The 24226-nt window shown below is 50.8% G+C and carries 10 protein-coding genes, 1 tRNA gene and 1 pseudogene; 8 read left to right on the top strand and 4 right to left on the bottom strand.

The window, feature by feature from the left end; all coding sequences use genetic code 11:
• Window positions 1–1006: 1006 nt before the first annotated feature.
• The gene (locus E0L35_RS23065) at window positions 1007–1222 is read left to right on the top strand and encodes an AlpA family phage regulatory protein (protein WP_138801537.1); all 216 of its coding nucleotides are present in this window, start codon (window positions 1007–1009) and stop codon (window positions 1220–1222) included.
• Here the strand turns inward: E0L35_RS23065 and E0L35_RS23060 are convergent.
• Together E0L35_RS23060 and E0L35_RS23055 are read right to left on the bottom strand one after the other, a co-directional pair.
• Window positions 1211–1996, bottom strand: coding sequence for a hypothetical protein (locus tag E0L35_RS23060; protein ID WP_138801536.1), 786 nt, complete (start codon window positions 1994–1996; stop codon window positions 1211–1213). The two genes, E0L35_RS23065 and E0L35_RS23060, sit on opposite strands and share 12 nt — an antisense overlap.
• A 310-nt stretch (window positions 1997–2306) precedes the next feature.
• A tRNA-Leu gene (locus E0L35_RS23055) sits at window positions 2307–2393 on the bottom strand.
• 285 nt (window positions 2394–2678) lie between these two features.
• Between E0L35_RS23055 and E0L35_RS23050 the strand changes: the two genes are divergently transcribed.
• The gene (locus tag E0L35_RS23050) at window positions 2679–4133 is read left to right on the top strand and encodes a DUF262 domain-containing protein (RefSeq protein ID WP_212751711.1); all 1455 of its coding nucleotides are present in this window, start codon (window positions 2679–2681) and stop codon (window positions 4131–4133) included.
• Complete coding sequence (locus tag E0L35_RS23045) at window positions 4126–6195, top strand: DUF262 domain-containing protein (RefSeq protein ID WP_138801534.1); 2070 nt, start codon at window positions 4126–4128, stop codon at window positions 6193–6195. Before E0L35_RS23050 ends, E0L35_RS23045 begins: the two co-directional genes overlap by 8 nt.
• 40 nt (window positions 6196–6235) lie before the next feature.
• Here E0L35_RS23045 and E0L35_RS23040 read toward each other — a convergent pair.
• Together E0L35_RS23040 and E0L35_RS23035 are read right to left on the bottom strand one after the other, a co-directional pair.
• Window positions 6236–7575, bottom strand: a pseudogene (locus E0L35_RS23040) (IS1380 family transposase).
• Window positions 7576–8067: 492 nt separating this feature from the next.
• Complete coding sequence (locus tag E0L35_RS23035; RefSeq protein WP_138801533.1) at window positions 8068–9354, bottom strand: hypothetical protein; 1287 nt, start codon at window positions 9352–9354, stop codon at window positions 8068–8070.
• 142 nt (window positions 9355–9496) lie between these two features.
• Between E0L35_RS23035 and E0L35_RS23030 the strand changes: the two genes are divergently transcribed.
• The 5 genes from E0L35_RS23030 (at window position 9497) to pglZ (ending at window position 24219) form a co-directional block, all read left to right on the top strand.
• On the top strand, window positions 9497–9718 hold the full coding sequence (locus tag E0L35_RS23030; protein ID WP_138801532.1) for a helix-turn-helix domain-containing protein: 222 nt from the start codon (window positions 9497–9499) through the stop codon (window positions 9716–9718).
• Window positions 9715–13881, top strand: a complete 4167-nt coding sequence (gene pglW / locus E0L35_RS23025; RefSeq protein WP_212751710.1) for a BREX system serine/threonine kinase PglW — start codon at window positions 9715–9717, stop codon at window positions 13879–13881. Before E0L35_RS23030 ends, pglW begins: the two co-directional genes overlap by 4 nt.
• A gap of 118 nt (window positions 13882–13999) precedes the next feature.
• A complete protein-coding gene (gene pglX / locus E0L35_RS23020) occupies window positions 14000–17680 on the top strand; it encodes a BREX-2 system adenine-specific DNA-methyltransferase PglX (protein ID WP_138801531.1) in 3681 nt (1226 codons plus the stop codon).
• A 15-nt stretch (window positions 17681–17695) separates the two neighbouring features.
• A complete protein-coding gene (locus tag E0L35_RS23015; RefSeq protein ID WP_138801530.1) occupies window positions 17696–21406 on the top strand; it encodes a DUF6079 family protein in 3711 nt (1236 codons plus the stop codon).
• Complete coding sequence (gene pglZ / locus E0L35_RS23010; protein WP_138801529.1) at window positions 21406–24219, top strand: BREX-2 system phosphatase PglZ; 2814 nt, start codon at window positions 21406–21408, stop codon at window positions 24217–24219. The genes E0L35_RS23015 and pglZ overlap by 1 nt, the downstream gene beginning before the upstream one ends.
• Window positions 24220–24226: the final 7 nt, after the last annotated feature.

Here is a 24226-nt window from a genome sequence, read left to right as displayed (position 1 = left end):
AACCCCAAAGATACTAGATCCCCGCCCGTAATGACCTTGGTATGAGCCAGGGGGAGATCGCTGAGCTTGGCAGCGCATCCGCACGGTCAACCGGAAGCTGTGACGTACCCCAGCACCAGTGGCTATGCACCCAGGCAGGCTCCGTGCCCTGTTGCCGAATCGCTTGGAAGTGAATGAGGCGGTTACCAAGCATGATTGTTGTCACCTACCGGCTGCGTGAGAAGTAGAGCCCCATCAGTTCAGCGGTTTAATGGCGCCATTGGGATGGCGACATGTGCTCAAGGGGCATAAGCAGTCTGGGTTGGTCACGTTGATCGAGCGTCGCAATGGTTACCTGCTAGCAGGTAACCAACATCACCACCGAGTTGACGCAGAAGGCCATGATTCAGTTGCTAAAGCTTCGGCGTGGGGAAGCCCATCACGCTGGCCAATGCTCTGAGTACGTAAGCCACGGGGCAGTAGCCAAGACAGTGACAGCGGCAATCTATTTCTGTAACCCTTGCTGATCCGGTCAAACGTGATCAACGCGAATACCAACAGCCTGGTTCGGCATTACCTTTCCCAGGAGGCCGAGTTTCGTCGGTAGCGGATGCCGAGCGGAGAGTGATTGTGTGGAAGCTGAATAATCGACCCAGAAAGCAGCTCGGTTGCCGGACACCGGCAAGGGTATTTCTGCAAGAGTACGTAGGAGCTTTGAGCACGTCAGATGCTGCGCTCATTGTTTGAATCAAGTTTGACAACCAGAAAGCCACGGTTGCGTAAGCGTTTATCCCGCCACACCATTTTTTCTACGATTGATCTAGGAGTTCAGGGCGACAAATACGCTTTTCTACTCCTCATCGCGCCCGTGATATGCAACGATTAGAAGGCCGGTATTTTTTTACATGATTGATTTTTATTAATAAAAAGTTGATAAAAGCCATTCTGTCGAGAGCGGCACATGTGTCATTGAGCATGGGTGAGGGACTGCCTAAAATATCACTATCAACTAACAAGGAGCTTCACCATGCACACCATTAACCCGCCAGTGACGATTATTCGCATGCAGCAGCTGCGCCAAAAGCTAAGTATCAGCCGTTCCTCAATCTACGAGAAAATTAATCCTAGGTCACCGCGTTATGATGCGACTTTCCCTAAACCCATCAAGCTGGGAGCGGCGGCGGTGGGCTGGGTGGAGAGCGAGGTAGACCAGTGGATCATGAACGGCGCTTCAGTGCTTTGATGACTTCTTACGTGCATGGGCCGCATAGACTGCCTTGCAGGTCGAATCATTTGTTAGCCAGGAGTAAAGCTTGGTTTCAACTTCATCCTGGCTGATGGGGTAGCGGGAAGCATGTTCGCTTTTCAAATGACGCTTGTAGATAAGAGGGGTCAGCTTGCTAGCGGTGGTTTTTTTGTATATCCAGCCGCTTGGAGGGTCGGGGGTAACGAGATGCTCAATGAGGTCATCCCTTAAGTTGTGGTAACGCGCGCCTTTTTTCTTACCGGCGGCCTTATTACGGATCGATAAGAAAAAGCTATATTCTTCTTCAAGCGCGATCTCTGTTTGAAGCTCAAACTTTTTATACTCAATGAGGGTGGACCATGCATTTCTATCGAAACCGGATTTGTGCAGTAAGTCTGTACATAACGCCCATGTCATGGCGATTGAGAAGCAGTCCTGCAGGCTTTGGCTTAAAAACGCAGGACTAACCCATTCATTGATCTTTTCCTGACAGGAAGAGGCACTTAGACCATTTTGCAATTGTAATAATTCAGCTTGATACTTGTCCTGGAAAATAAGTATCAAATCGTTCTCTGAAACTTCATCGGCTTGGGTGTCGTCATGATGCTCTGCTGAACCATATGTGCACTCTAGGAAACGTTTAGCGTCATCGATATGCTCTTCAAGTGACATCATTGATTTGTCAAAATAAGGATCACTTACTGAAATAGTAAATGCAGGGAGTTTGGAGGATTCCTTGATGCTATGGGTGTCATTTAGTGGGTATTGCATCATCAGCGACCTTAGGGAGAAAGATATTAGCTGCTTATAAAGCCACGCGAATACCTGTGTATCAACACTATATTGAGCACCATGGATGCTCGCTTACCATTAGTGAAAGGATAACCAGGAGGAATTCGATTTTAGCGCCGCCTCTCTGCATGTCGGCTGTGCAGCTAAGCTTAATCGCGGCTATTGCAGTGTTTATCCGTACAAGGGAATGGCGCGTCGCCAAGGGAGCTTTAAATAAACAGGGGTAGTAGATGGAGATGTAACAGTAAAAAATATCTATAGAAATAATGCGTATGGAACCATATTGTCATGGTGCCCAGGAGAGGACTTGAACCTCCACGTCCATACGGACACTAGCACCTGAAGCTAGCGCGTCTACCAATTCCGCCACCTGGGCGAACACAAACCTTGTACAACAAATCAGTAATATACTGCATTACCTTCCGCTTAAGCAAGCATGGGATAGAATTTTCTGTTGGTACTCATCGACATACATGCTTCAGCCTCAGTTGATGCTAAGCACCAAAGCATGGGACGATGTAAAAAATACCTGATTGACAAGGTAGTATAAGGAAAAAAGGAACAGCACGAAGATGACAATTAAGAAATTCTACCTTTACCCCACTGAAAAAAGCTTTACCGATATTACAGATATTGAACATGAGAAGATGCAAGAAATACTATGCAGACGGGCGTGGTTGGTATGACGACAGTATCTTCCTCACTGAAAAAAGGCGTACTCACCGTTCGGCAGTTGCTGGAAGATAGCAGCTTAGCTATACCCGAATACCAGCGCCCCTATAAGTGGACAACCAGCAATATCAACCAGTTGTTTGCCGATATTGCTCTGCATAAGGACAAAAGTGCTTACCGACTGGGTACGGTTGTTTTCCACCGAGCACCTGATGGCATAGATCCCAGGAAAATTAACCGAAATATTGTTGATGGCCAGCAGCGTACCCTTAGCCTGATGCTAGCAGTGCGTGCTTTGATAAACGAGCGTATCGGCTCAGACAAGCGGAACTCGATTAGTCGAAAGGATTTGGAAAAGACACTACACACAATGGGGGAGAACATGATCGACCCCGTGTTCAATAATCTGATTTCGCAGAAAAATCTACATACTAATTATCTAGCAGTTAGTCGAATTGTATTGCGGGCTGAGTTTACTGAAGAGCTAATTGATTTTTTGCTTAATAAGTGCGAGCTAGTATTTTTTGAACTAAAAGATATTTCCGAGGCCTTTCAATTCTTCGACTCGCAAAATGCACGCGGGCGTGACTTAGAGCCTCACGACCTACTTAAGGCTTTTCATTTGCGAGAGTTTACGGCTGGGGAAGAACATCTTAAAGCTGAGGTAGTTAGTCATTGGGAAAGCAGCGATACTAAGAAATTGGCCAACCTCTTTGCTAACTATTTATTTCGCATACGCAATTGGTCACGTGGCGCATCAGCTCGTTATTTCGGTAAGGAGGATACACATCTGTTCAAAGGCGTGAATATTGACCGTATCGACCGTTATCCATATGTAGAGCAGCTGCGCATGACTCATTATGGTGTCGATGATTACAACGAACATCATCATCGCCGAATGGATGGTAGTCGTTTAGCGTTCCCGTTTCATTTGGATCAGACCATCATCAATGGTCGACGCTTTTTTGAAATGATTGGCCATTATCAGAACGAGATTGTTAACTATCAGCATACATTTGCTGTGCTGGATACTAAAAACGACAGTTTGAGCAAACAAAAGCTTTTAGATTTAGATGGGTATGCATCTAGCATTTTTGAAACTATTGATGATTACCGTGCACGTCGGAGAACAGGCGATGTCTACGTGCGCTCGATGTTTGATTGTCTTTTGATTTGCTACATTGATAAATTTGGCATGGTAGAAGTTTCTCGTGCGGTCGAGAAAGCATTCATCTGGGCCTATAGCTTGCGCCTTAAAATGCAAGTATTACAGCTTGCTAGCATGGATAACTATGTGCTTCAAAACAATATGTTTTTGTTAATTAGAGAAGCTACTCAGCCGACAGACTTTTTGAGTGTTGAATTACCGGTATTGCAAAATATTGCAGCCAAGAGAGTTGAGGAAATAGAAACCTTGTTTCAGGAGATGCGCTACTGTGAATAATGGAATCACCCAGCACTCAATAAGGTGTTTGCTAAGGGGAGAAGAGGATTATTTGATTCCTATGTACCAGCGCAATTACGCGTGGGGCGTTGAGGAAATTACCCAGTTAATTCAGGATGTGTTGGATGAAATGCCTATAGGCCAAGCAGTATCTATGAAGCCAAAGCCATATTACATTGGCACTCTAGTGGTTTTTCAACAATTTATCGATAAAGGCAACGAAAAGCCTTTGTATGAAGTAATTGATGGTCAGCAACGGCTAACAACCCTTTTTTTGCTAGCATCGTATTTTCGACAACAGAATTATAATGAAAGTCGCGACGGGAATGATTGGTTCCGAAAACCTTCAGTTTTTTTCCAGAGTCGCCCACGATCAACCAATGCCTTGAAGGCTGTTTATCATGGTCAAGTTAAAAAGAACAAGTCTTTTCAGTTGCTAACCGAGGAGTACAACAGAGAAATCATCAACGGCTATGAGTTGATTCTAGAGTTAATTCCTAAACTATGTAAAGGCATTGAGGAAGAATTTGCTGATTATCTATTTAATCAGGTGCAGATTATGCGTGTAGAAGTGCCTAAAGATACTGACCTAAACCATTATTTTGAAGTGATGAATAATCGTGGCGAGCAGTTGGAAAAACACGAAGTGCTCAAGTCTCGTATGATGAGTAAGTTACAAAATTCCGCCGAAAGCGCAACACTAATATCCTGCTTAGACCAAGTTTGGGAAGCTTGCGCTAATATGGAGCGCTACGTTCAAATGGGGTTCGTAACTCATCAGCGCAATAGTCTTTTTGGTGAAAAAAATTGGGACACGTTAAAGGTGGATAATTTTGACGACCTAAAGCGTGTGCTGACCAGTAATAGTAATGAGCGAGACGCTGAAAAGAGATGCTTGAGTAATATAATTAGTCAGCCATTACCACAGCGGTGTCAAAGCCAAAGCCAAAACCAAAACAAACAGGAGACAATAGAAGAAGCGCCTGAGCGTTTCAGTACGGTAATTAACTTCCCCAATTTTCTATTACATGTGTTGAGGTTGACTACAGGAGAAGACATTCCTTTAGATGACAAGCAGCTTATAACTGCGTTCGATGAATATTTGCTGAGAAAAAGCGATGCTTCCGAACGGGTCAAGCGCTTCACATTCGATCTACTTAAATGTAAGTATATGTACGACCGCTATGTTATTAAGCGAGAATTTGCTGGAAGCAATGATGCATGGAGCTTGAAGCGCCTTAAGTGGCAAAGGAGCAGCGGCAGCAGCGATTACGTAAACACATTTAGCCAAAGAGTTAAAACTACTGGTGAGGACAATCGACGATTGCTCATGCTGCAATCGGCACTTCATGTATCCACACCTACAATGGTTTACAAACACTGGCTAAACGCCGCACTGAATTATCTTTACCACGCGAAGTCAGTTACATTTCAGTCATACCTTGAACGGCTAGAATCGATTGCTCGTTGCTTCGTATATGACCGTTTCCTAACTGGTCAAGAACAGGCGGACTACTTCGAAATCATATACGAAAGGAAAGGCCAGCTTCGGGCTCAAAGCTGGGATGATATTGATGATTCAAAGCTTATGTTCGGTAATATTGCCAACAACCTTGTTTTTAATTACTTAGATTACCTGCTATGGCTTGAATTTAGGAAAGTGACAAACGTACGTGAGTATGAATTTAGCTTCAATAGCTCGGTTGAACACTATTATCCTCAGACACCGATGAATGGATATGAACAACTCCCTGAAAGCACGCTCAATGCGTTTGGAAACCTGTGCCTGATAAGTCATAGTAAAAATTCAAGGCTTAGCAATTTACCTCCTGGGGCCAAGAGAAGTTATTACAAAGCAGGTGGCATCGACAGCATAAAACAATGGCTGATGATGAAAAATAAAGTCTGGGGAAAAACAGAAATTTTGCAGCATCAGGGGGAAATGGTAACCAAATTTATGCAGGATCTGAGTGAAAGCACTTTAGTTCGTAATAAATCGTCTAAAAACTCAGCGCAAGGCAGGATAAGAAGAAGAGCAAAAACCAGCATGAAACCAATGTAAATTTAGAATGTATCATTGGCGATAAATTAGAGATATATTTTTATTTACTTACTAGCTCGGATTTCTCACTGCACCTCAATGAGCTGCATAAATAGGACGTAATGGATAGCTCCGCCTTGTAAGGGTAGCTGTCACTCATCAGCATCCGGATTCGCCGGGTGTTGCGGATAATGACGGCCCCCACCTTGATCAGCTTGAGACGCAGATTGCTCGGGCTCATACGCGCGAAGGTCGTCTTTTTCAGGTGTGTTCGTAATCGCTCGAACAGCGTATAGGCAAAGCCCGACAAGATCAGCCGCCACTGATTGGCCCACCAGTGCGTGCTAGAGGTACGATCAGCAAACAGGGTCAGTTGCTGATCCTTAATCCGGTTCTCCATGTCGCCCCGAGCGCAGTACTGCTCGTAGTAGAGCTTGAAGCCGTCGTCATAACGGGAACTAATGATAAACTGGAGATTAGAGCCCAGTTCGCCTTCTTCCAGATGGGCCACCACCCAGCGTGGATACTTCCAGGAGTGTGCTTGATATTGGGAGCGGAACGTCTCCGCCACTTTACCTCCCACCTCCCACCTCCCACTGGGGCTTGCGCACCAACATCATGGGCACGTCCACCTCCTTGAGCAGTCGGCTGTTCTTGCCGATACTCACGATGTAGTCGACGTCATGCCGGTCACACCAGCTCAGCATTCGAGGGCGACAAAAGTGACTATCCCCGTAACACGATACGCGTATCGGGCCAGTACTGGCGAATAAACCGCACCAGCAACGCAAGGATCGCTCGGCTGTGGTGGCTATCGCTGCAATGGTACGCAGATAGCTCATCAGCAGATGGCGGCCACAGAAGACATACAGTGGGAAGTAGCAGTAGTGACCGTAATAGCGGTTAAAGAACTTGCCCCGGGTTGCTCACCGTGCACAGGGATATCGGTGCCATCAAAATCCAGCACGATTTCCTTCGGGGGTTCGTCATGCTGTTCAATGAAGTGGTGCCACAGTAACTCATGGGCCTTCACCATAGCTTGTCGATCGGCGTTCTGCTCACTCCGGCGCAGCGTAGACTTGCCTGCCAGAGCTTTATCTTCACCTAGCGCTGTCTGAAGCGCCTGATCATAGCGTAGGGCCTCATGGTCGTTGAAATCTTCGTAGCCAGCGGCCACACCGAACACCCGCTGACGGATCCTAATATCGAGTTTGTGACGAACCTGTTCCGGTGCCCGTGGATATCATGAATCACGGAGGCCAAGCGGTGCGTCAGACGATGTTGATTATCGACTTCTTGTAGCAGGAGCAATCTGGCATCGGAGGTGATGTGACCGCCGGAAAAACCGGCTTCAATTTGGCGGCGTGAGAGTGGCGAGAAGGTCAGTTTTTCAGGTACCATTTTGGAAGCGGCTGTTGGTGTTGGTTTTTGGTGTAATGCCCTGAAACGTTAAGACTTTCAGCCGCTTTCTTTTATACCCCGTGAGAAATTCGGGCTAGGTCAGTTCGAGAGTACACTCAGTGCCAGTAATACAACCTTTTAAGTGCATGTAGCGTAAACAGAGTGGTGCTGTTTAATCGCAATTTTATCTCCAGGTAGCCTGTACAACCAAAAATTCCCACAGCGACTACCCTGCAATAAAGCCAAACAGGGTGCCATCATCGTACTGCCAGGTGCGAGTAAACAGAATTGCCGCTTCTGGGTAACTAACCTACGGAGATGATGACCATGTCAAAAAGTAAAACACCAATGACTTCGGCTGCTGCCTCACGAATCCAGAGCCACACAGCGAAATCAAACGGGGGCACTGTACCGAAGGATTCCTTCAGCGCAAGAGCTAGCAGTGCAAGTACCCGCAGCGCCCCACGAAATCAGGGGAAGAAGTAAATAGTTCTATGGCTCAGGATGATCAGTGGTCACCTGGGCCATATGCTCCCAGTACTTTGGGTACTCTGAAAATTTATTCACTAGCCATTCCATGTCTATTAGCTCAGCGAGGGACGGAGCCTGCTGCATGAGACCTTGCAATTTGGCACATTCGTACTCAATCCATTTCGTCCATGCGGTTGCTACACGGGTCATAACAAATGGTAGAAATGCGTCATAAGCCTCACTGCTTAGGGATTCAAGAAACTTTGTAAGGTGCTCAGATTCTGGAATAGCACCTCTCCGCCACTGCTTCCAAAGAGACAGGCGTGAGTCATTGGCTGCGTCTGTGATTTTTTGAAGTGTATCTGCAGAACTCTCAGTGGACGGGGACTGTTTAACACGTGTTTTCGGTAGGGCTGGTAAAGGCATGTGAAGGGCCATTGCACTGTTCGTCACTGGCTTTTCTCCAACATCCAAAAAAGCCCTTCGCCAGTAAGCGTACAGCCTTTCAGTAGGAGTGATCAGCTTGCCTTGCCTCATCAGTGGCAACATTCGTCCCATAGCGCCGTGGTTGACCAAGGCATCATCCAAGCTGGCGGACAGTCTCAGTGATTTTCTAAGTGGCAACATATCAGCCATGAAGTTAGCCAGCAGTTGGTGGTAGAAATCCACCCGAAGACTAAAGGAGCATTTGAGTGCCTCTGCTACTTGCTTGAGCGTTCTGGTATGCCCTGTCCGATTGGCGTCAAGGATGACCATGCCGTAAGACTGGATTTGTTGTGGGGAGAGGAGGGTGTAGTGTTGGCAGGCTTCGCAGAAGGCTGTGTGTAAGAGAACTAGCCGCTCTTCATTGGGCGCATCATTCTGAAGTGCCAGCATCACTTGGCTCTCTGCTTGGGCTCGCTTCTCCAAAAATGCGAAAGTTCTGGGGAGTTTTAGCTTCTCTGTCTGGTGACGGTTGATACCATTGAGGAAGCCACTAGCTTGAGCACTCCATTTAGCCCCATTGGCGCCATTGGCGAGAGGTTCTACTGGAGTGATCCCCTTGATGAGCTCATCAAACCCCATGTTCTCTGCAGCTTCATAAATGTTAGCCTTGATCATCGCTGCAGAGCGTGGTGTCACACCATCATGACAGGCCTTTCTAAGAGTTTTTAAATCTGGTTTGTGCTGGTGATGTTCTTTCTGCATCCAGTACAGCTGTGTATGTAATTCCTTGGGGCCGCCCAACCACCCTATAAGTTCGGAAACTGGTGGAATGAAGGGAAACAGGGAGCCAGGGACATCGATTTTGACATTCTCTTTTGCCATCCATCCCCCTGGTTTTTACGTTCTGTTTATACGCAGCCGTCTTACTCTCGTAGACCCAGGCAGCCCATATCAATCCTTGTTACCAATCTAACGTATGATTAAAATGAACAGCAATGAACTCTTTTGACAAGTCGGGCATTAAATGACAGAGCAAATAATGACCATAAAGGAGGTTGCAGGGTACCTCAAGGTCCATGAGCGGACTGTCTACCGGCTTGCCGCCAAGGGTGAATTGCCGGCTTTCAAGGTTGCCAATAATTGGCGCTTTCGCCTGCAAGATATAGATCAGTGGATCCGTCAGCAGACTCACTCTCACGCCAGTTTAAACAATGGTGCTGAGGAAAATAAGGAAGGTGGGTCATGAGCATGACCAATAATTGGAAGCAGATCACGCCATCAGATTATGCCTGGGAACGTGAGGCGCTTGAATACTTGCGTGAATTGCTACCTGATCATGATCCTTACCGAGCCTGGTCAAACTTCGAGTTTATTGCGCAAGATGGCTCCATTAATGAAGTTGATCTGTTGGTCTTAACGCCAAAAGGTTGCTTTCTTGTGGAAGTAAAGTCGCACAGCGGTGAGCTGAGCGGAGATGCCAGTACCTGGGTGCAGGTTAAGAGGGATGGCCGCCGTCAGTCGTTCGACAATCCACGCTTGCTGGCCGACCGTAAGGCCAAGAAACTGGCTTCGCTTCTTCAAGCCCAGCCCTCTAGTCGCAAAACTAGTAAGGAGCGGATACCGTTCATTTCCTCAATGGTGTTCCTCTCATCCGACAACCTGACTACCCGACTGGAGGGGCCCGCTCGTATAAATGTGTGTACGCGCAATGAGGTGTTAGCAACATTGACCGAGATGCATGAGGACTGGCCACACCGCGTCATTACCCGGCCGGCAGCTACTCTACTATCACGGGCGATGGAGGAGGCGGGGGTCAATGAGTCGAAGCGGCTGCGTAGGGTTGGCCAGTATGAGCTGACCACGCTACTTGACGAGTCGGACTACTACCAAGAGTGGCTGGCTCGACACCTCGATGTAGGCATGGCTCGTAAGGTTCGTATCTATCTCAGCCATCATCGTCCAGTGGAGGAGGCGAGGCGTTTGCAGAAAGCCGCCGAGCTAGAATTCCGTATTTTGGAGGGGATTGAGCACCCAGGCATTTTACGTGCGTTGGATCTTCAGCAGCATGACCATGGCCCTGCACTCGTTTATGAGCATGACCCCGAGGCATTCCGTCTTGATCTGCTGCTGCGTAATAACCTTCGCCGGCTAGACACTCTACAGTCTATTGATTTGCTAAAGCAGATCGCCGAGGCGGTGAAGTTTGCCCATGGTCAGCGTCTCTATCACCGCGCCCTTAGTCCGCATAATGTCTACGTCAAGCAAATGCCAGATGGCGAACTACGCTGCAAGATTGCCAACTGGTCCACGGCGACTCGAATTTTTGAAAGCGATGCTCAGCAATTGAGCGTGCTGAGCCACCTGACATATCTCGTACGAGAAGAAGCGGGGCCCTACGTGGCCCTGGAAGCGCACCAGGGCCACGGAGACGGCGTCCAGATGGATGTCTTCTCCTTGGGAACTATCGCGTACCACTTATTCACGGGAAGTAAACCAGCTGAAAATGACCTTGAGCTGCAAGACAAGCTCAGTCACGGCAAAGGGCTGCAAGTCACCGATGCCCTTAATGGTGCTAGTACAGAGATGCAGTATCTGGTGCAGTACGCTACTCACCCTGACGCCAGCAGCCGCATTGACTCAGTGGAGGAGTTTCTAGAGCTGCTGGAGAAGCTAGAGCACTCGCTTGCCCGCGTCGAAGGGGAAATGCCGACGTCACCCACTGAAGCACAACCCGAACAGCTACTATCCGAGGGTGTTCGAGTCATCAAACGGTTAGGTAAGGGTGCCTCGTCGGTGGTGTTCCTAGTGGACTATCACGGCCATGAACGTGTGCTTAAATTAGCTGTGACACCTGATCACAACCCGCGCTTGCTTCAGGAAGCCAATACCTTGACTAGCATGCGTCATCAAGCCATCGTCGGTTATCACGATAAAATTGATTTGGAAGGACATGTTGGTCTAATCCTAGATTATGCCGACCAGGGCACTCTGGCTCAGCGCCTGCGGCGCGAAGGGGCCGTACCTTTGGGAATGCTGGAGCGCTTTGGTGAGGATCTGTTAGGTGCTTTAGTTCACCTTGAAGGTCACGCTATCTTCCATCGTGACATCAAACCAGAGAATCTAGGGTTACTGAAGCTAGGTGGCAGTCAGTTGCACTTGGTGATGTTCGACTTCTCGCTATCCCATGCCGGAGCAGACAACATTACGGCTGGCACTATGGCTTACATGGATCCCTTCATTCGCGATCTTGGTCGTCGTCGTTGGGATGACTACGCTGAGCGTTTCGCCGCAGCCCTGACGCTTTATGAAATGACAGCAGGCAGTCTACCTGGGTGGGCAGGTGATACCGGGCTGCCGGCGTTAATAGAAGGGCAGCTGCAGATCGACAGCACGGTTTTTGATCCTAACGTACGGGATCGGCTAACAGCCTTTTTCTTTAAGGCGTTGACCCGTGATGTCAGACAGCGTTTTGCCAATGCCGAAGAGATGCTCAAGGAGTGGCGTCTGGTGTTCATAAATGCCCAGCCGTCTACTCTACATTTTCGCGAGGACGCCTCCGGTAGTTGCCCATTCCACGAGGCTGCTAGAAATACTCAGATCGGCCTGCTGCCACTTTCTGCTGCCGCGCTGGACGCACTTACCCGTCGCGGTGTGAACACCGTGGAAGACCTAATTGGCCTCAGCCGGAGCAAGGTGAGGGTGTGGGTTGGCGTGAGTAGCCAGACACGCGCAGAGCTATCCGATGCAATCAGCACCCTGCAAGAACGATTACAGACCGAGCAGCAGTCACGCAAACAGGTACAAAGCACCGATGAGCATGCCAGCATTGATCGTCTGTTTACTATAGTTATGCCTGCCAGGCGTGCAGATCCACGGCGCGAGCAGTTCCTCAACGAGTACCTAGGGCGGCTGGATGGCGACAAACCGAGCGATAGTCATTCGGTGCACTGGCCGACCATGATAAGCATTAGTGCCCACACTGGCCTTGAGACCGTAGAGGTTCGATCATTCCAGGAAAAAGTGATTGCTCAGTGGAGCAAGAATAAGGCGATTACCGAAATCCGCGATGAGATCGCCGAAATTCTGGCCGACAACGGTGGGGTGATAACGGCGCTTGAGGTTGCCGAAGCGCTATTGCTGCGCCGTGGCTCCTTGCAGGAGAGCCCCTTGCGTGAGCGTTGGGCCCAGGCTGTGGCCCGTGCTGCGGTAGATGCCGAGCTTGCCAAGCATGAGCCGCGCTGGATTATTCGTCGCACTGGACGACGATTGGTTTTGGCCGACAACATTCAAGGTCGCGGCGAGGAGTTGGCAGATTATGCAGAAGCCTTAGGGCAGCTTGCTGACGAATGTGCGGAACTGGACACCCTGCTGTCGCCAAGCCGTACCCTCGATAAGGTACGCAGCGTGCCCGCGCCTGATGTCTCGCTTGCTCTCAGCAATGCCCGCCTGTTGCGCTTAGCGGCGGCGGCTTCTCAAAAATCAGCACTTTCTAGTCGAGCTGAGTTTTACCCAATCGGCATGAAGGCCCAGCGAGCGCTGGAGCTGGCTCAGGGTGCGTTGCTGGGAAGCAAGGCACTCACCGTGAATGATGTACAAGAACGGGTCCAGGGTCGCTACACCATGGCGGAACCTCTGCCAGGCAGGCCCCAGTTGGATGAGCTGATTCGCGGCTTGGATATGGGCTTTGATTGGGATGGAGAATACGAGATCGCTGGTAAGCGGCGGGGAGCCTACTGTTTACCGTTGGCTAGTTTCAGTACCAGCGGTAGCAGAAGCTTAACCCAGAGTTATTTAAGCAACAGTGATGAAGGCCCAAGTGTCACCCAGCTGGACATCGATGCCTTAGAGCAGTCGATCGATAACGCACTGGAAGGGGCGCGCTTCTTAGCACTTACCGTGCGGCCTCGTCAGTGGGAGCAAGCTAAAGCCAAGCTGTGTGCTCAATATTCATTGATCAACATCAGTTTCGATGAATTGTTGCTGCGCCATCTGCGTAAGCTTTGCGAGGGAATGACGCGTCCCCCCGATTGGTCCGTAGTGCTAAATGCCGATGCCACCGAGCGAACTAGCCGCGACTGGCAGAACCTGCAGCGCTTAGTGGCCCGTGTGCTGCCGGCTATGACTGAAGAGATTCGTCAGACTTGCCAGCCGGTGTTGATTACCGATACTGGATTGATGGCACGCTATGAGTTGGTTACCACCTGGCTGAACGATTTGCGACAGCAACTGGTATTCTCCGCAAGCGATGGTGCCTCCTCCCATGCTTTGCTGCTGTTGATTGCTGCCGATGCTCAGCATGACGGCGCCACTATTGATGGCGTGACCGTGCCCCGTGGTGCAGGTGCTCGGGAATGGAAAAGAATTCCCAGCGTGTGGCTGGAGAGTGACACCGTCGCCAGTGTTGCTTGATCTCACATTACGACAGTCCACCAGAAATTAATTGTTGGTCGACCCCAATTAGAGGGCGCCGTCCAGCATCTGCATATGGCGCCCAGAGCGCCAAAAAACGAATACGTAGGGATAAGTAATGATTGATCGCGAGAAGCTGCTAAGCGACCTTAAGGGCGAGCTCCCTAAGATTGAGACGGATATTCTCAACTACAGCGAGCGTCACGGCGAGTTAGGCAGCCACCTTGAGGAGGAGTACAACAAGGCCGTTAAAGCCGGCCGTACTGCCGAGCACTTCGTCGCTTGGAGGGAAGCGCAGATCACTCAGGCCGCGGCGGCCTGGGTCTTGACCTGTGTGTTTGTACGCTTTCTGGAAGACAATGGTCTTCTAGATGAGCCGATGCTCTCCGGGCCAGTGTCTCGTGAGAATGATAGCCGCCCTCTAGCTCATGCCAAGGAGCGCATTACCCATTATTTCGGTGAGCACCCCGCCCACGCCGAGCGTGAGTATCTGCTTGACCTGTTCCGTGAGCTTGACCAGTATCCGGTAATTGATGCCCTGCTTGATCCTAGGCATAACCCGCTTTGGCAGATTCCCGTCTCCGACGACGGAGCCAAGCGTCTGGTGGACTTCTTTCAGCGCATTGACCTGGAAAGTGGCGAGCTGATACACGACTTCACTGACTCAGAGTGGGACACCCGCTTCCTAGGAGACCTTTATCAGGATCTCTCTGAATCCGTGCGCAAGCGCTATGCGCTGCTGCAGACTCCGGAGTTCGTGGAGGAGTTTATTCTTGACTACACCCTAACCCCGGCCATCGAAACCTTCGGTCTAGAGGGGCTGCGGCTAATCGACCCGACCTGTGGCAGCGGTCACTTTTTGCTCACCACTTTTGAAAGGGTGTTCGACGCCTGGCAGCGCCGAGAGCCTGTGACTAATGCACGCCACTTGGCCCAGCGCGCTCTGGATGTGGTGCACGGGGTGGATATCAACCCATATGCCATCGCCGTAGCCAAGTTTCGTCTACTGATCGCTGCGCTTAAGGCAGCGGGATCCGACAAAATTCGTAACGCACCAGACTTCGATTTCCATCTGGCGGTAGGTGACTCCTTGTTGCATGGCAAGCGTCACGAGTCCCAAGGGCAGGGACTGCAGAAAGATGCGTTCGACGAATCAATTAAGCATGCTTTCGAGACCGAAGACCTAACCAAAATTAATCAAATATTGGGGCAGCGCTATCACGTGGTGGTGGGCAACCCACCCTATATTACCGTTAAGGATAACGCACTCAATGCGGCATATCGGGAGCTTTACCCCTCCTGTCATCGCCAGTACTCCCTCGGAGTACCTTTTACCGAGCGCTTCTTTGACCTGACGCGTTCCACGGAGGGAAACATGCCAGCGGGTTATATGGGGATGATAACTACCAATAGTTTTATGAAGCGAGAATTCGGTAAAAAGTTAATTGAAGGCTTTCTTCTTACAAAAGAAATGACTCATGTCATTGATACTTCGGGTACTTATATTCCTGGGCATGGTACGCCTACGGTTATTTTATTTGCCAGGAACCAGAAGCCTAAGCATAGCGTTGTTCGCGCCATCCTGGGTATACAAGGGGAACCGAGTAGGCCTGCGGATGCTTCCCAAGGTCTAGTTTGGCGGTCGATCGTAAACCTTATAGAAAAGCCTGGCACAGAAAATAGTTTTATAACATCGGTCAATCAGGATCGTGATATTTATTCAGTACATCCCTGGAGTTTAGGGGGAGGCGGCGCATCGGAGCTGAAAAGTGTAGTAGAAAAGAAAGCGTCTTTCACGCTGGGCCAGATTGTTGATTCTCCAATAGGCCGCGCCGTGCGAATCGCTGAGGAAGAGGTTTTCATGTTTTCTGTAGTTAGGAAGCGGCATTGTTCGTTTAACGATGCAGAGTTCAAGGGATTCGTCATTGGTGAGCAAGTCCGAGACTGGGAGGCGAGGCTTGATACTTGGGTCTGGTACCCATACACGGAATCATCTGAACGTTCAAAGGTGCTAAATCACCTGTGGGCGTGGCGCGCAATATTGGCTATGCGTAAAACTTTTCAAGGTGTAATGGCAGATGCTGGACTTAGATGGTTTGACTATATGCAGCATACGGCATCTGCGTATACGACCCCTCTTTCTATCACATATGCTGAAGTTTCTACTCATAATCACTTTTCTCTTGATCGTGGTGGAAAGGTTTTTAAACAGACTGCTCCTGTCATCAAGCTGCTTAGCCCTGATGAAGAAGATCATTTAATGCTTTTGGGTCTGCTAAATAGTTCTGTGGCTTGCTTTTGGATGAAGCAGGTTTTCCATAATAAGGGCAGCACAGTAGACGATAAAGGGGCACGACAAACTACAGTTGCTTTCGAAAATTTCTATCAAATTTCTGGAACTGGACTGAAAAACTTTCCAGTTGTTCAAAAATCAAAGAAATTAACTTTACAGCTCTCTAAAAATTTAGATGAACTAGCTAAAAATCAGCTCATACTTGATCCTGAATTTCTACTTCTTGAAGATGATATCCCACTTATAGAAGCTCTTAAGAAAGCCAAATCAGAAGATACATATGTTTGGCAAAAAATGATCGCCCTTCAGGAAGAGCTGGATTGGCACTGCTACTGTCTCTATGGCGTGCTTGAAGATGATTTCACCTACCAAGGCTCTCTTCCCCTGGTAAAGCTTGGGGAGAGAGCCTTCGAAATTGCGATGGCTCGTCGGATGGAGGCTGGCGAGACCGAAATCACATGGTTCGAACGCCATCGTAGCACGCCGATTACCGAGATCCCCGATCACTGGCCCGCGGACTACCGTGCGCTAGTGGATCGTCGCCTCCAAGCCATTGAGAAAAACCGCTGGGTCAAACTGGTGGAGCAGCCCGTTTACAAGCGACGCTGGAATCGAGAGCCCTGGGAGAAACGCCAGCAGCGTTCCCTCAAAGAGTGGCTATTGGATCGCTTGGAAGAGGAGGCTAAAGCCAATGGCCCCGAGTTGATTACCGGAGCCCAGCTGGCCGACCTCGTGCGTCACGACGAGAAGTTCCAGCAGGTTGCCAAGCTATACACCGACAACCCGCTTTTTGATGCCCAGCAGCTCATTACCGAGCTGATCGCTGTCGACGAGGTGCCGCAGCTGGCCCCCGCGCGACTCAAACCTGCGGCGATGAAGAAGTTCCGCGCCTGGCAGGAAACCTGGGACAAGCAGCGCATGGAAGATGCCATCGACGCAGAGTTTGGCGTGGCAGAACCGCTAAGCCCCGAAGAAGTAGAGGAGGCCGAGAAGGTTAAAGCCCATGAGGCCGCCACGAAGCAGGCCGAATCCGAAAAAGCCGTCAAGGTCGGCACCATTCCGGTACCCCCAAAATATGCCTCTACCGATTACCGCAAAAGCAGCTATTGGTCGCTACGTGGCAAGCTAGACGTGCCCAAAGAGCGCTTCTTCAGCCTGCCCGGTTGCGAGAAGCCCGGCGATAGCACGCCAGTGATAGGCTGGGCCGGCCTGGATCAACTACAACGCGCTCAGGCCATCGCCGGCTGGTACATGGAGCGTAAGGACAGGGACGGCTGGGAGTCTGATAATTTAATGCCCATGCTGGTGGCTCTGGAAGAGCTGATCCCCTGGCTCAAGCAGTGGTACAACGAGCTGAATCCAGAGTACGGCGAGCGTATGGGAGAGTTCTATGAAGGATTCCTATTCGAGGAGCTGCGTCTTCACGGCCTTACTCGTGACGACTTGTTGATATGGCAACCTCCTGTTGTCCAGCGAAGCCGTCGCCGCAAGACCACCAGCGCCTAATTGGGAAGGATACAAATGACATTAATCAAAGAGCTTATTGAGATTCCCGAGAAGGTGCAGCGTGGTGATTTCGTGCTCAACCTCTCTCAGGGCCTTGAGAGCGATGCGATCCACCAGACCCTGGCTCAATATGTGGTGACACCGCAGCTCGCTAAGTCCTTCGATGAGGCCCTAGCCTTCATTAAGAGCACAGTGGTTGATAGTCAGAACCGACAAAAGGGCGCCTATCTGCACGGCAGCTTCGGTAGTGGTAAGTCGCACTTCATGGCAGTTATGCACCTATTGCTTCAAGGCAATAGCGATGCTAGGGCGATTAAAGAGTTGGCTCCTGCTGTGAATAAGCATGATGACTGGCTGCAACAGCAAAACATACTGCTAGTTCCTTACCACATGATCGGGGCGCCCAGCATTGAGGCGGGCATCCTCGGTGGCTATGTACGCTACATCAAGAAGCGCCATCCTGATGCGCCCCAGCCAGGCTTCTACTTGAGCGACCGATTATTTCGTGATGCAGAGGGCATGCGCAGTAAGCTAGGCGACGACAAGTTCTTCGAAATACTTAACCAAGAAGATGCCGGTCCGGCAGAAGACAATGGCTGGGGTGAAGTGGGTGACGAACGCTGGACGCCTCAGAGCTTCGAGGCGGTGTTACAGGGGCGAGCCAGCATGGAGGATCACACCTCGCTAGTCTCTGCGCTGGTGGGAACCTTCTTTCAGTCCATGGCAGACCTGGCTAATGCTACCAGCGAGGAGCTGCAGACAGGCGAGAAGGTCGGTTATGTAGACTTCGATGAGGGCCTGCGCATCATGACTCAGCACGCCAAGTCGCTTGGCTATGACGCTGTGGTGCTGTTCCTTGATGAGTTGATTTTGTGGCTGGCTAGCCATATTTCCGATCAGCAGTTCATCGCCAACAACATTCAAAAAGTGGTGAAGCTTGTAGAGCCCAGTGAGCCTCGAGCGCTGCCCGTGGCTAGCTTCATCGCTCGCCAGCGCGACCTACGTGAGTTCGTCGGTGATCAGGCAGTGGGCGCAAGCCAGGTAGCGCTAAGCGACTCTTTAAAGTACTGGGAAGGGCGCTTCCACACCATTACATTGGAAGACCGCAATTTACCTGTGATTGCACAGAAGCGTTTACTTAAGCCCAAAGATGAGTCAGCCCGGCAGCAAATTCAGGCTTCCTTCGACGCTATCGATAAGAGCTTGCGCGATGATGTCCACAATATTCTGCTGACGTCCAAGGGCGACAGAGAAATGTTTCGTGATCTATACCCTTTCAGCCCAGCGCTAATTCAAGCTCTTGTGGCACTTTCGTCTGCGTTGCAGCGCGAGCGGACGGCGCTGAAGGTAATGCTGATGCTGCTAGTTGATCAGCGAGAGCACTTAGAACTGGGCGGAGTGATCCCCGTGGGTGATCTCTACGATGTTATAGCCTCTGAGGCTGAGCCTTTCTCTGAACAAATGCGCGCCCACTTTGATAACGCCAAGCAACTGTTTGAACGGAAATTGATCCCCCTTCTGGAAGCCGAACACAAAGTCAGCTACGCAGAGTTTAAGTCGCTGCCTACAGGAGATGCCATAGCCAGGGCGTTCAACAATGACCTGCGACTGCTCAAAACCTTATTACTCGCTGCGTTGGTGCCGGAAGTCGAGTGTTTCAAGCAGCTTACTTCCAATAAGCTAGCTGCGCTTAATCATGGCACCATCAAGTCACCGATTCCTGGCCGAGAGGCCCAGGCTGTGATGACACGCTGTCGGCGCTGGGGCGGCCAGGTTGGTGAGATCAAGATCACCGATAACAGTAACAACCCAACCATCGCTATTCAGATCGCCGGCGTCGATACTGAGAGTATCCTTGAGCAGGCGCAGATTCACGATAACGACGGCTCTCGCCGCAAGATGATCAAGGATCTCGTATTCGAGGCCTTCGGTATCCACGATGATGGACAGCTGTTCATTGAGCATCGCTGGCTTTGGCGGGGGACTTGGCGCCATGTTGAGGTGCTGTTCCAAAACGTCCGTGAGATAGAGGATTTTAATACCTTCGAGGCCAACGGCGACGACTGGAAGCTAATCGTCGACTTTCCCTTCGATACTGGCAATCACTCTCCAGCAGATGACCGTGCGCGCGTTCAGAAGTACTTGGAGACTGATAGGACTACTCGTACCTTATGCTGGCTACCCTATTTCCTTAGTCAGTCGGTTCAACGCGACCTGGGTATCCTGGTCAGGCTTGATTATGTGCTTAAGAGCGATGATCGCTTTAGCTCCTTCAGTAAGCACCTTACACCGGTTGATAGAGCGCAGGCCCGCAGCCTGCTTGAAAACCAGCGAAGCCAATTACAGCAGCGATTGAAGGACTGCTTGCTGGGTGCTTACGGTGGAAGCACACCCGTGCCTGGCAGCCTGGATGATTCGGTTACCATTGACGAGCAGGTGATGTCGCTAGAGCCGAGCTTTAAGCCGCGCCTGCCGCATGGCGTGAACCTGGGTCAGGCATTCGAGCAACTGCTTGATCAAGCTTTGCGTTTTCAATACCCCGATCACCCCGAGTTCAAGACCGAGGTTCGAGTAAACGATCTGGGCAAAGTACTTGCAGAGATTCGCCGTGCTGTGCATGCCACGAATGGACGCATCGACGTTGAAGGTTCGTTTCGTGGGCTAATGGAAAAGATCGCCGAGCCGCTGGGGCTCGGCAACATGCACGAGCGCCATTTTGTATTTAAGGATACTTGGCCCAACCTGCTGCGTACCAATCTGGCAAAAATGGGACAGGGTATTACCTCCCTGAGTGTGGTTCAGCTTCGTGCTGCCATCGACTACCTCGAGCCCAGAGGGCTGCCTACTGAGGTGCAGAATTTATTGATCCTGGTATTCATGGAGCATGGTCACTACGCCTGCCAATTGCATAGTAGGGAGTATGAGCCGGGTCTTAAAGACTTGCCAGACAGCTTAGTACTAAGCAAACTGGAGTTGGCTGAACCTCCAGTGTGGAAGGATGCTATTGATAACGCTGGCGCGATTCTCGGCGTGACACTGCGTAGCCAGTTGCGTACTGCCAACCACCAAAATGAACTTGTGAAACAAGTGCGTGAGGAAGCCGAGGCCTATGTACCCAGCGCCGAGGCACTGGTTGATGTGCTACGTCACCGGCTAACCAAGCTTGGCGTTAGTGACCAGGGGAATCGACTAGCTACAGCTGAGTACGCCTTGTCACTGATGAACGATATCCGTGAGCTGGAAGGCACAGCGCTCGTTGTGGCTCTAGCCAGCAGTCAGGCCCCTAGCACCAATCTGTCCCTTGGCCGTAGCCTCAAGACTGCTCGAGAGGTAGTTAGCCGTGTCCAGCACAACAATTGGGATCTGCTTGAGAAAATCTGGGAGGGAGGTAATGCCGAGGCACAAGCCATAAAAGAGCGTGTGATCGAAGCGCTCAAGGCTGATGAGCTGGCCAAGCCGATCTCTCAGGTGCTTGATCAAGCTCAGCGGGATGCCACTGCGCTGATTGCACCTAGGCCCTCCGTGATTGATCCGCCGGCATCGATCAGCAGTGGAGGTAACACTAAAACAGGCGGAACTAACCGCGTGGTACGAAGGGATCAGCGCCGAGAATTGACCCGCGAGCAAGCTATACAGCTATTTGTCGAGCTTGAGGCAGAGATGACGGATGATCAGATACTGGATTTCGACTTTACCATTTTGACCCGTGAAGGACGGGATGCCTGATGTCTACGACGCGTCTCACTCGACATACCGATACCCTGCCGGGGGCGGTATACAACCAGCTTCAGGCCATTTTGCAGCGTGACCCCGATGCGGACAGGGTGGCGCTGCTATGGCGTGACCCACTGCAGCCAGAGGTACAAACTCGGCTTTTTGGGTCTCAGGTTGTCAAGCTCGTCTGGTGTGCTTCCGAACTGGCTATGCGCGAAGCGCTGGTCATCCATGAGGATCCAGTACAGAAGAGTACTGAGAAGTTGGTGATTCTGGCTAATCTAGACCAAAGCCTGCTAGGCAAGGATGTGCTGGCTCGTCTTTGGAAGAACGAGCCGCAGCGAATCAGCCCATGGCGAACCTTAGAACAGCTAGCTCGGGTGCAATCAATCGATCCAAGGCTGACGCGTCACCATCGATGGATGGCCGAAGCGCTGCTGGAGAGTTTTGATCGTTTTCAGGGCCACATTGTTTTTGGCGAAGTGTTGGACAGGGAGACGGCCTGGCAGGCCTTGGCCTGGGTTTATCTGGACTACAAGGAGTTGAAGCCAGAGCTTTCTACGCTATTACTCTGGTCGCTAAAAGATAATGCTGAACGACTTATCGAGACGATGCCAGAGATCGTTCGTGATCATCTGGATGAGTGGCTAACCCCGGAATTGCCGCGTTTGGGTGAGGTGCTAGAAACGCTACTCCGTCTGGGCCATGCGCATGATCTGCTGGCAGTAGGTTTGGCCTGTAGCATCATGTACTCGAGTGAGCTGGAAGACGTCGAAGATATGTCGCTGCAGATGATCTATTCAGGTCGCGGGCGGTTCATCGAACGCTACCTGGATGGCAGGAAATTCTCCCCGGATGTACTCAAGACGTTCGGAAGCGAGGCGCTGGATACTGCACAGTCGCTGCTGCGCCAACAAGGGCATAAAAGGGTTAGAGCAAGCCTAAGCCAAGCTGAGCAGATTCTGGCTAGCCTCGACTTTATGCCAGCCCTATGGATCTCGCCAGTATTGCCGGGTGCGTTAACGCAGCGCCTGAATACCTTTTCAATCACACTTGAAAAGGCATTAGAGAAGGGGGGGGAGATACAACAGGTGATGCAAGTCGAACAGTCGTGGCAGCACCTCCAAGCTCATATTCTTTTCCATGAGACACAGTGGCATGATCAGATGCGTCGTGCCGAGATGGCGCTCCGGCTGCTGCGTTGGCTGGGCCAAGGATCGCCCTCAGTGAATGGAACCATCTCCCAGATGCTCAACGAGTACATCAGCGATGGAAGCTTTGTCGACTGGGCACGTACTCAACTCTGGTCTGGTGAAGACCATGAAACCTTGGCGCGTGTCTACGCCGCACTTTCCGACGCGGTCAATCAACTTCGGGAGCAGCAGAATCGCGGCTTTGCTCGTCATCTGCCAGCCATTGGCCGTGGAGATGCCTTGCCACATGACCTAGTACATGTAGAGCGGGCTCTAGAGATGGTAGTGTCGCCACTTTTAGACGAAAAGAAACCAACACTGCTGCTAGTGTTGGATGGAATGAGTGAGGCGGTCTACCGAGAGCTACAAGAAGATCTAACCGCCTATGGGTGGATTGAGGTCAGCGAAAAAGCAGATCCGCCACCTCGATGTCTAGTCTCCGCGCTGCCTTCAGCCACTGAGTACAGCCGCTGCTCGTTACTTTCCGGTGCTTTGGGAAGAGGCAATTCGGCCCAGGAAAAGCAAGCATTCGCTGGTAACAGCAAGTTGCGGCAACGATTGTCTACGCGCTCCCCTCCGGTGCTGCTGCACAAGCAGGACATTCAACAACCGGGGAGCGGAGGCCTGGCTCTTGAAGCCAGAGCACGTATTGCAGGTACTGAGCATAAGCTAGTGGGTGTGGTGATCAATGCTATTGATGATCAACTCTCCAGTAGTTCCCAGGTGGTGGTGCATTGGAACCTACGTTCTACTCTTCCCATGCTTCGCCAGGTGTTAGAAGCGGCCCGTGAGGGTGGGCGAGCAGTAGTCATCACCAGTGACCATGGCCATGTGTTGGATCATGATACTCAATTTTCCCAGACACACTTTGAGACACTCAACGGTGAGCGCTATCGCGTAGAGGGGGCTGTACCAAGTGAGAAAGAGGTAGAGGTCAGCGGCCCACGTGTCTTGACTACATCCAATCGTGCTGTGGTGCCCTGGTCAGAAAAGCTGCGCTACACCAAGGGCCGCAATCGTGGTTATCACGGCGGAGGCAGCCTGCAAGAGGTGGTGATCCCGCTCGGTATCTACATCAGTGCGAGCGACCCCGCGGGCATGCCGGGGTGGAGCGAGTTGCCGCGGCGTTTACCAACTTGGTGGCAAGGTGAAGAGGAAGGTCGTTCGGTGTCAGAAGCTGTGACAGATTCACCTATAAAGCCTGCAAAGGCATCACGTAGGTCAAGCAAATCCACAGAGTCCGATCCATCTATGCCGGATCTATTTGCAGAAACACAGCCAGCAGAGACCGCTCCAGACGTGGAGGACATAGAAGCAGTGCAAGCGCGTACTTGGATTGATGATTTGTTTGCATCATCGGTCTTTGAACAAACATTCCAGCGTGCAGGCCGAGTGCCGGTGACTAATGTGCAGATACGCAGTTTGCTGGAGTTGCTGGAGCAGGGAAAAGGCAGTGCCATGGAGACCCAAGTTGCGAAACACCTTGCGATCCCAAGCATTCGCCTGCGTGGTTTCCTTTCCGCAGTGCAAAAGATCCTTAATGTGGATGGCTACCCAGTACTTAAAACAGACAGAGAAAGTCGAACCGTGGTGTTGGACAAAGAATCCCTTAAACTCCAGTTTGAGCTCTAAGGAGTAA

It is taken from the genome of Halomonas sp. ATBC28, from assembly GCF_005937175.1.
In the GTDB taxonomy this organism is placed as follows: Bacteria; Pseudomonadota; Gammaproteobacteria; order Pseudomonadales; family Halomonadaceae; genus Vreelandella; species Vreelandella titanicae.
The sequence above is the reverse complement of the archived record's forward strand: the minus strand, read 5'-3'. Positions and strand labels throughout refer to the sequence as shown.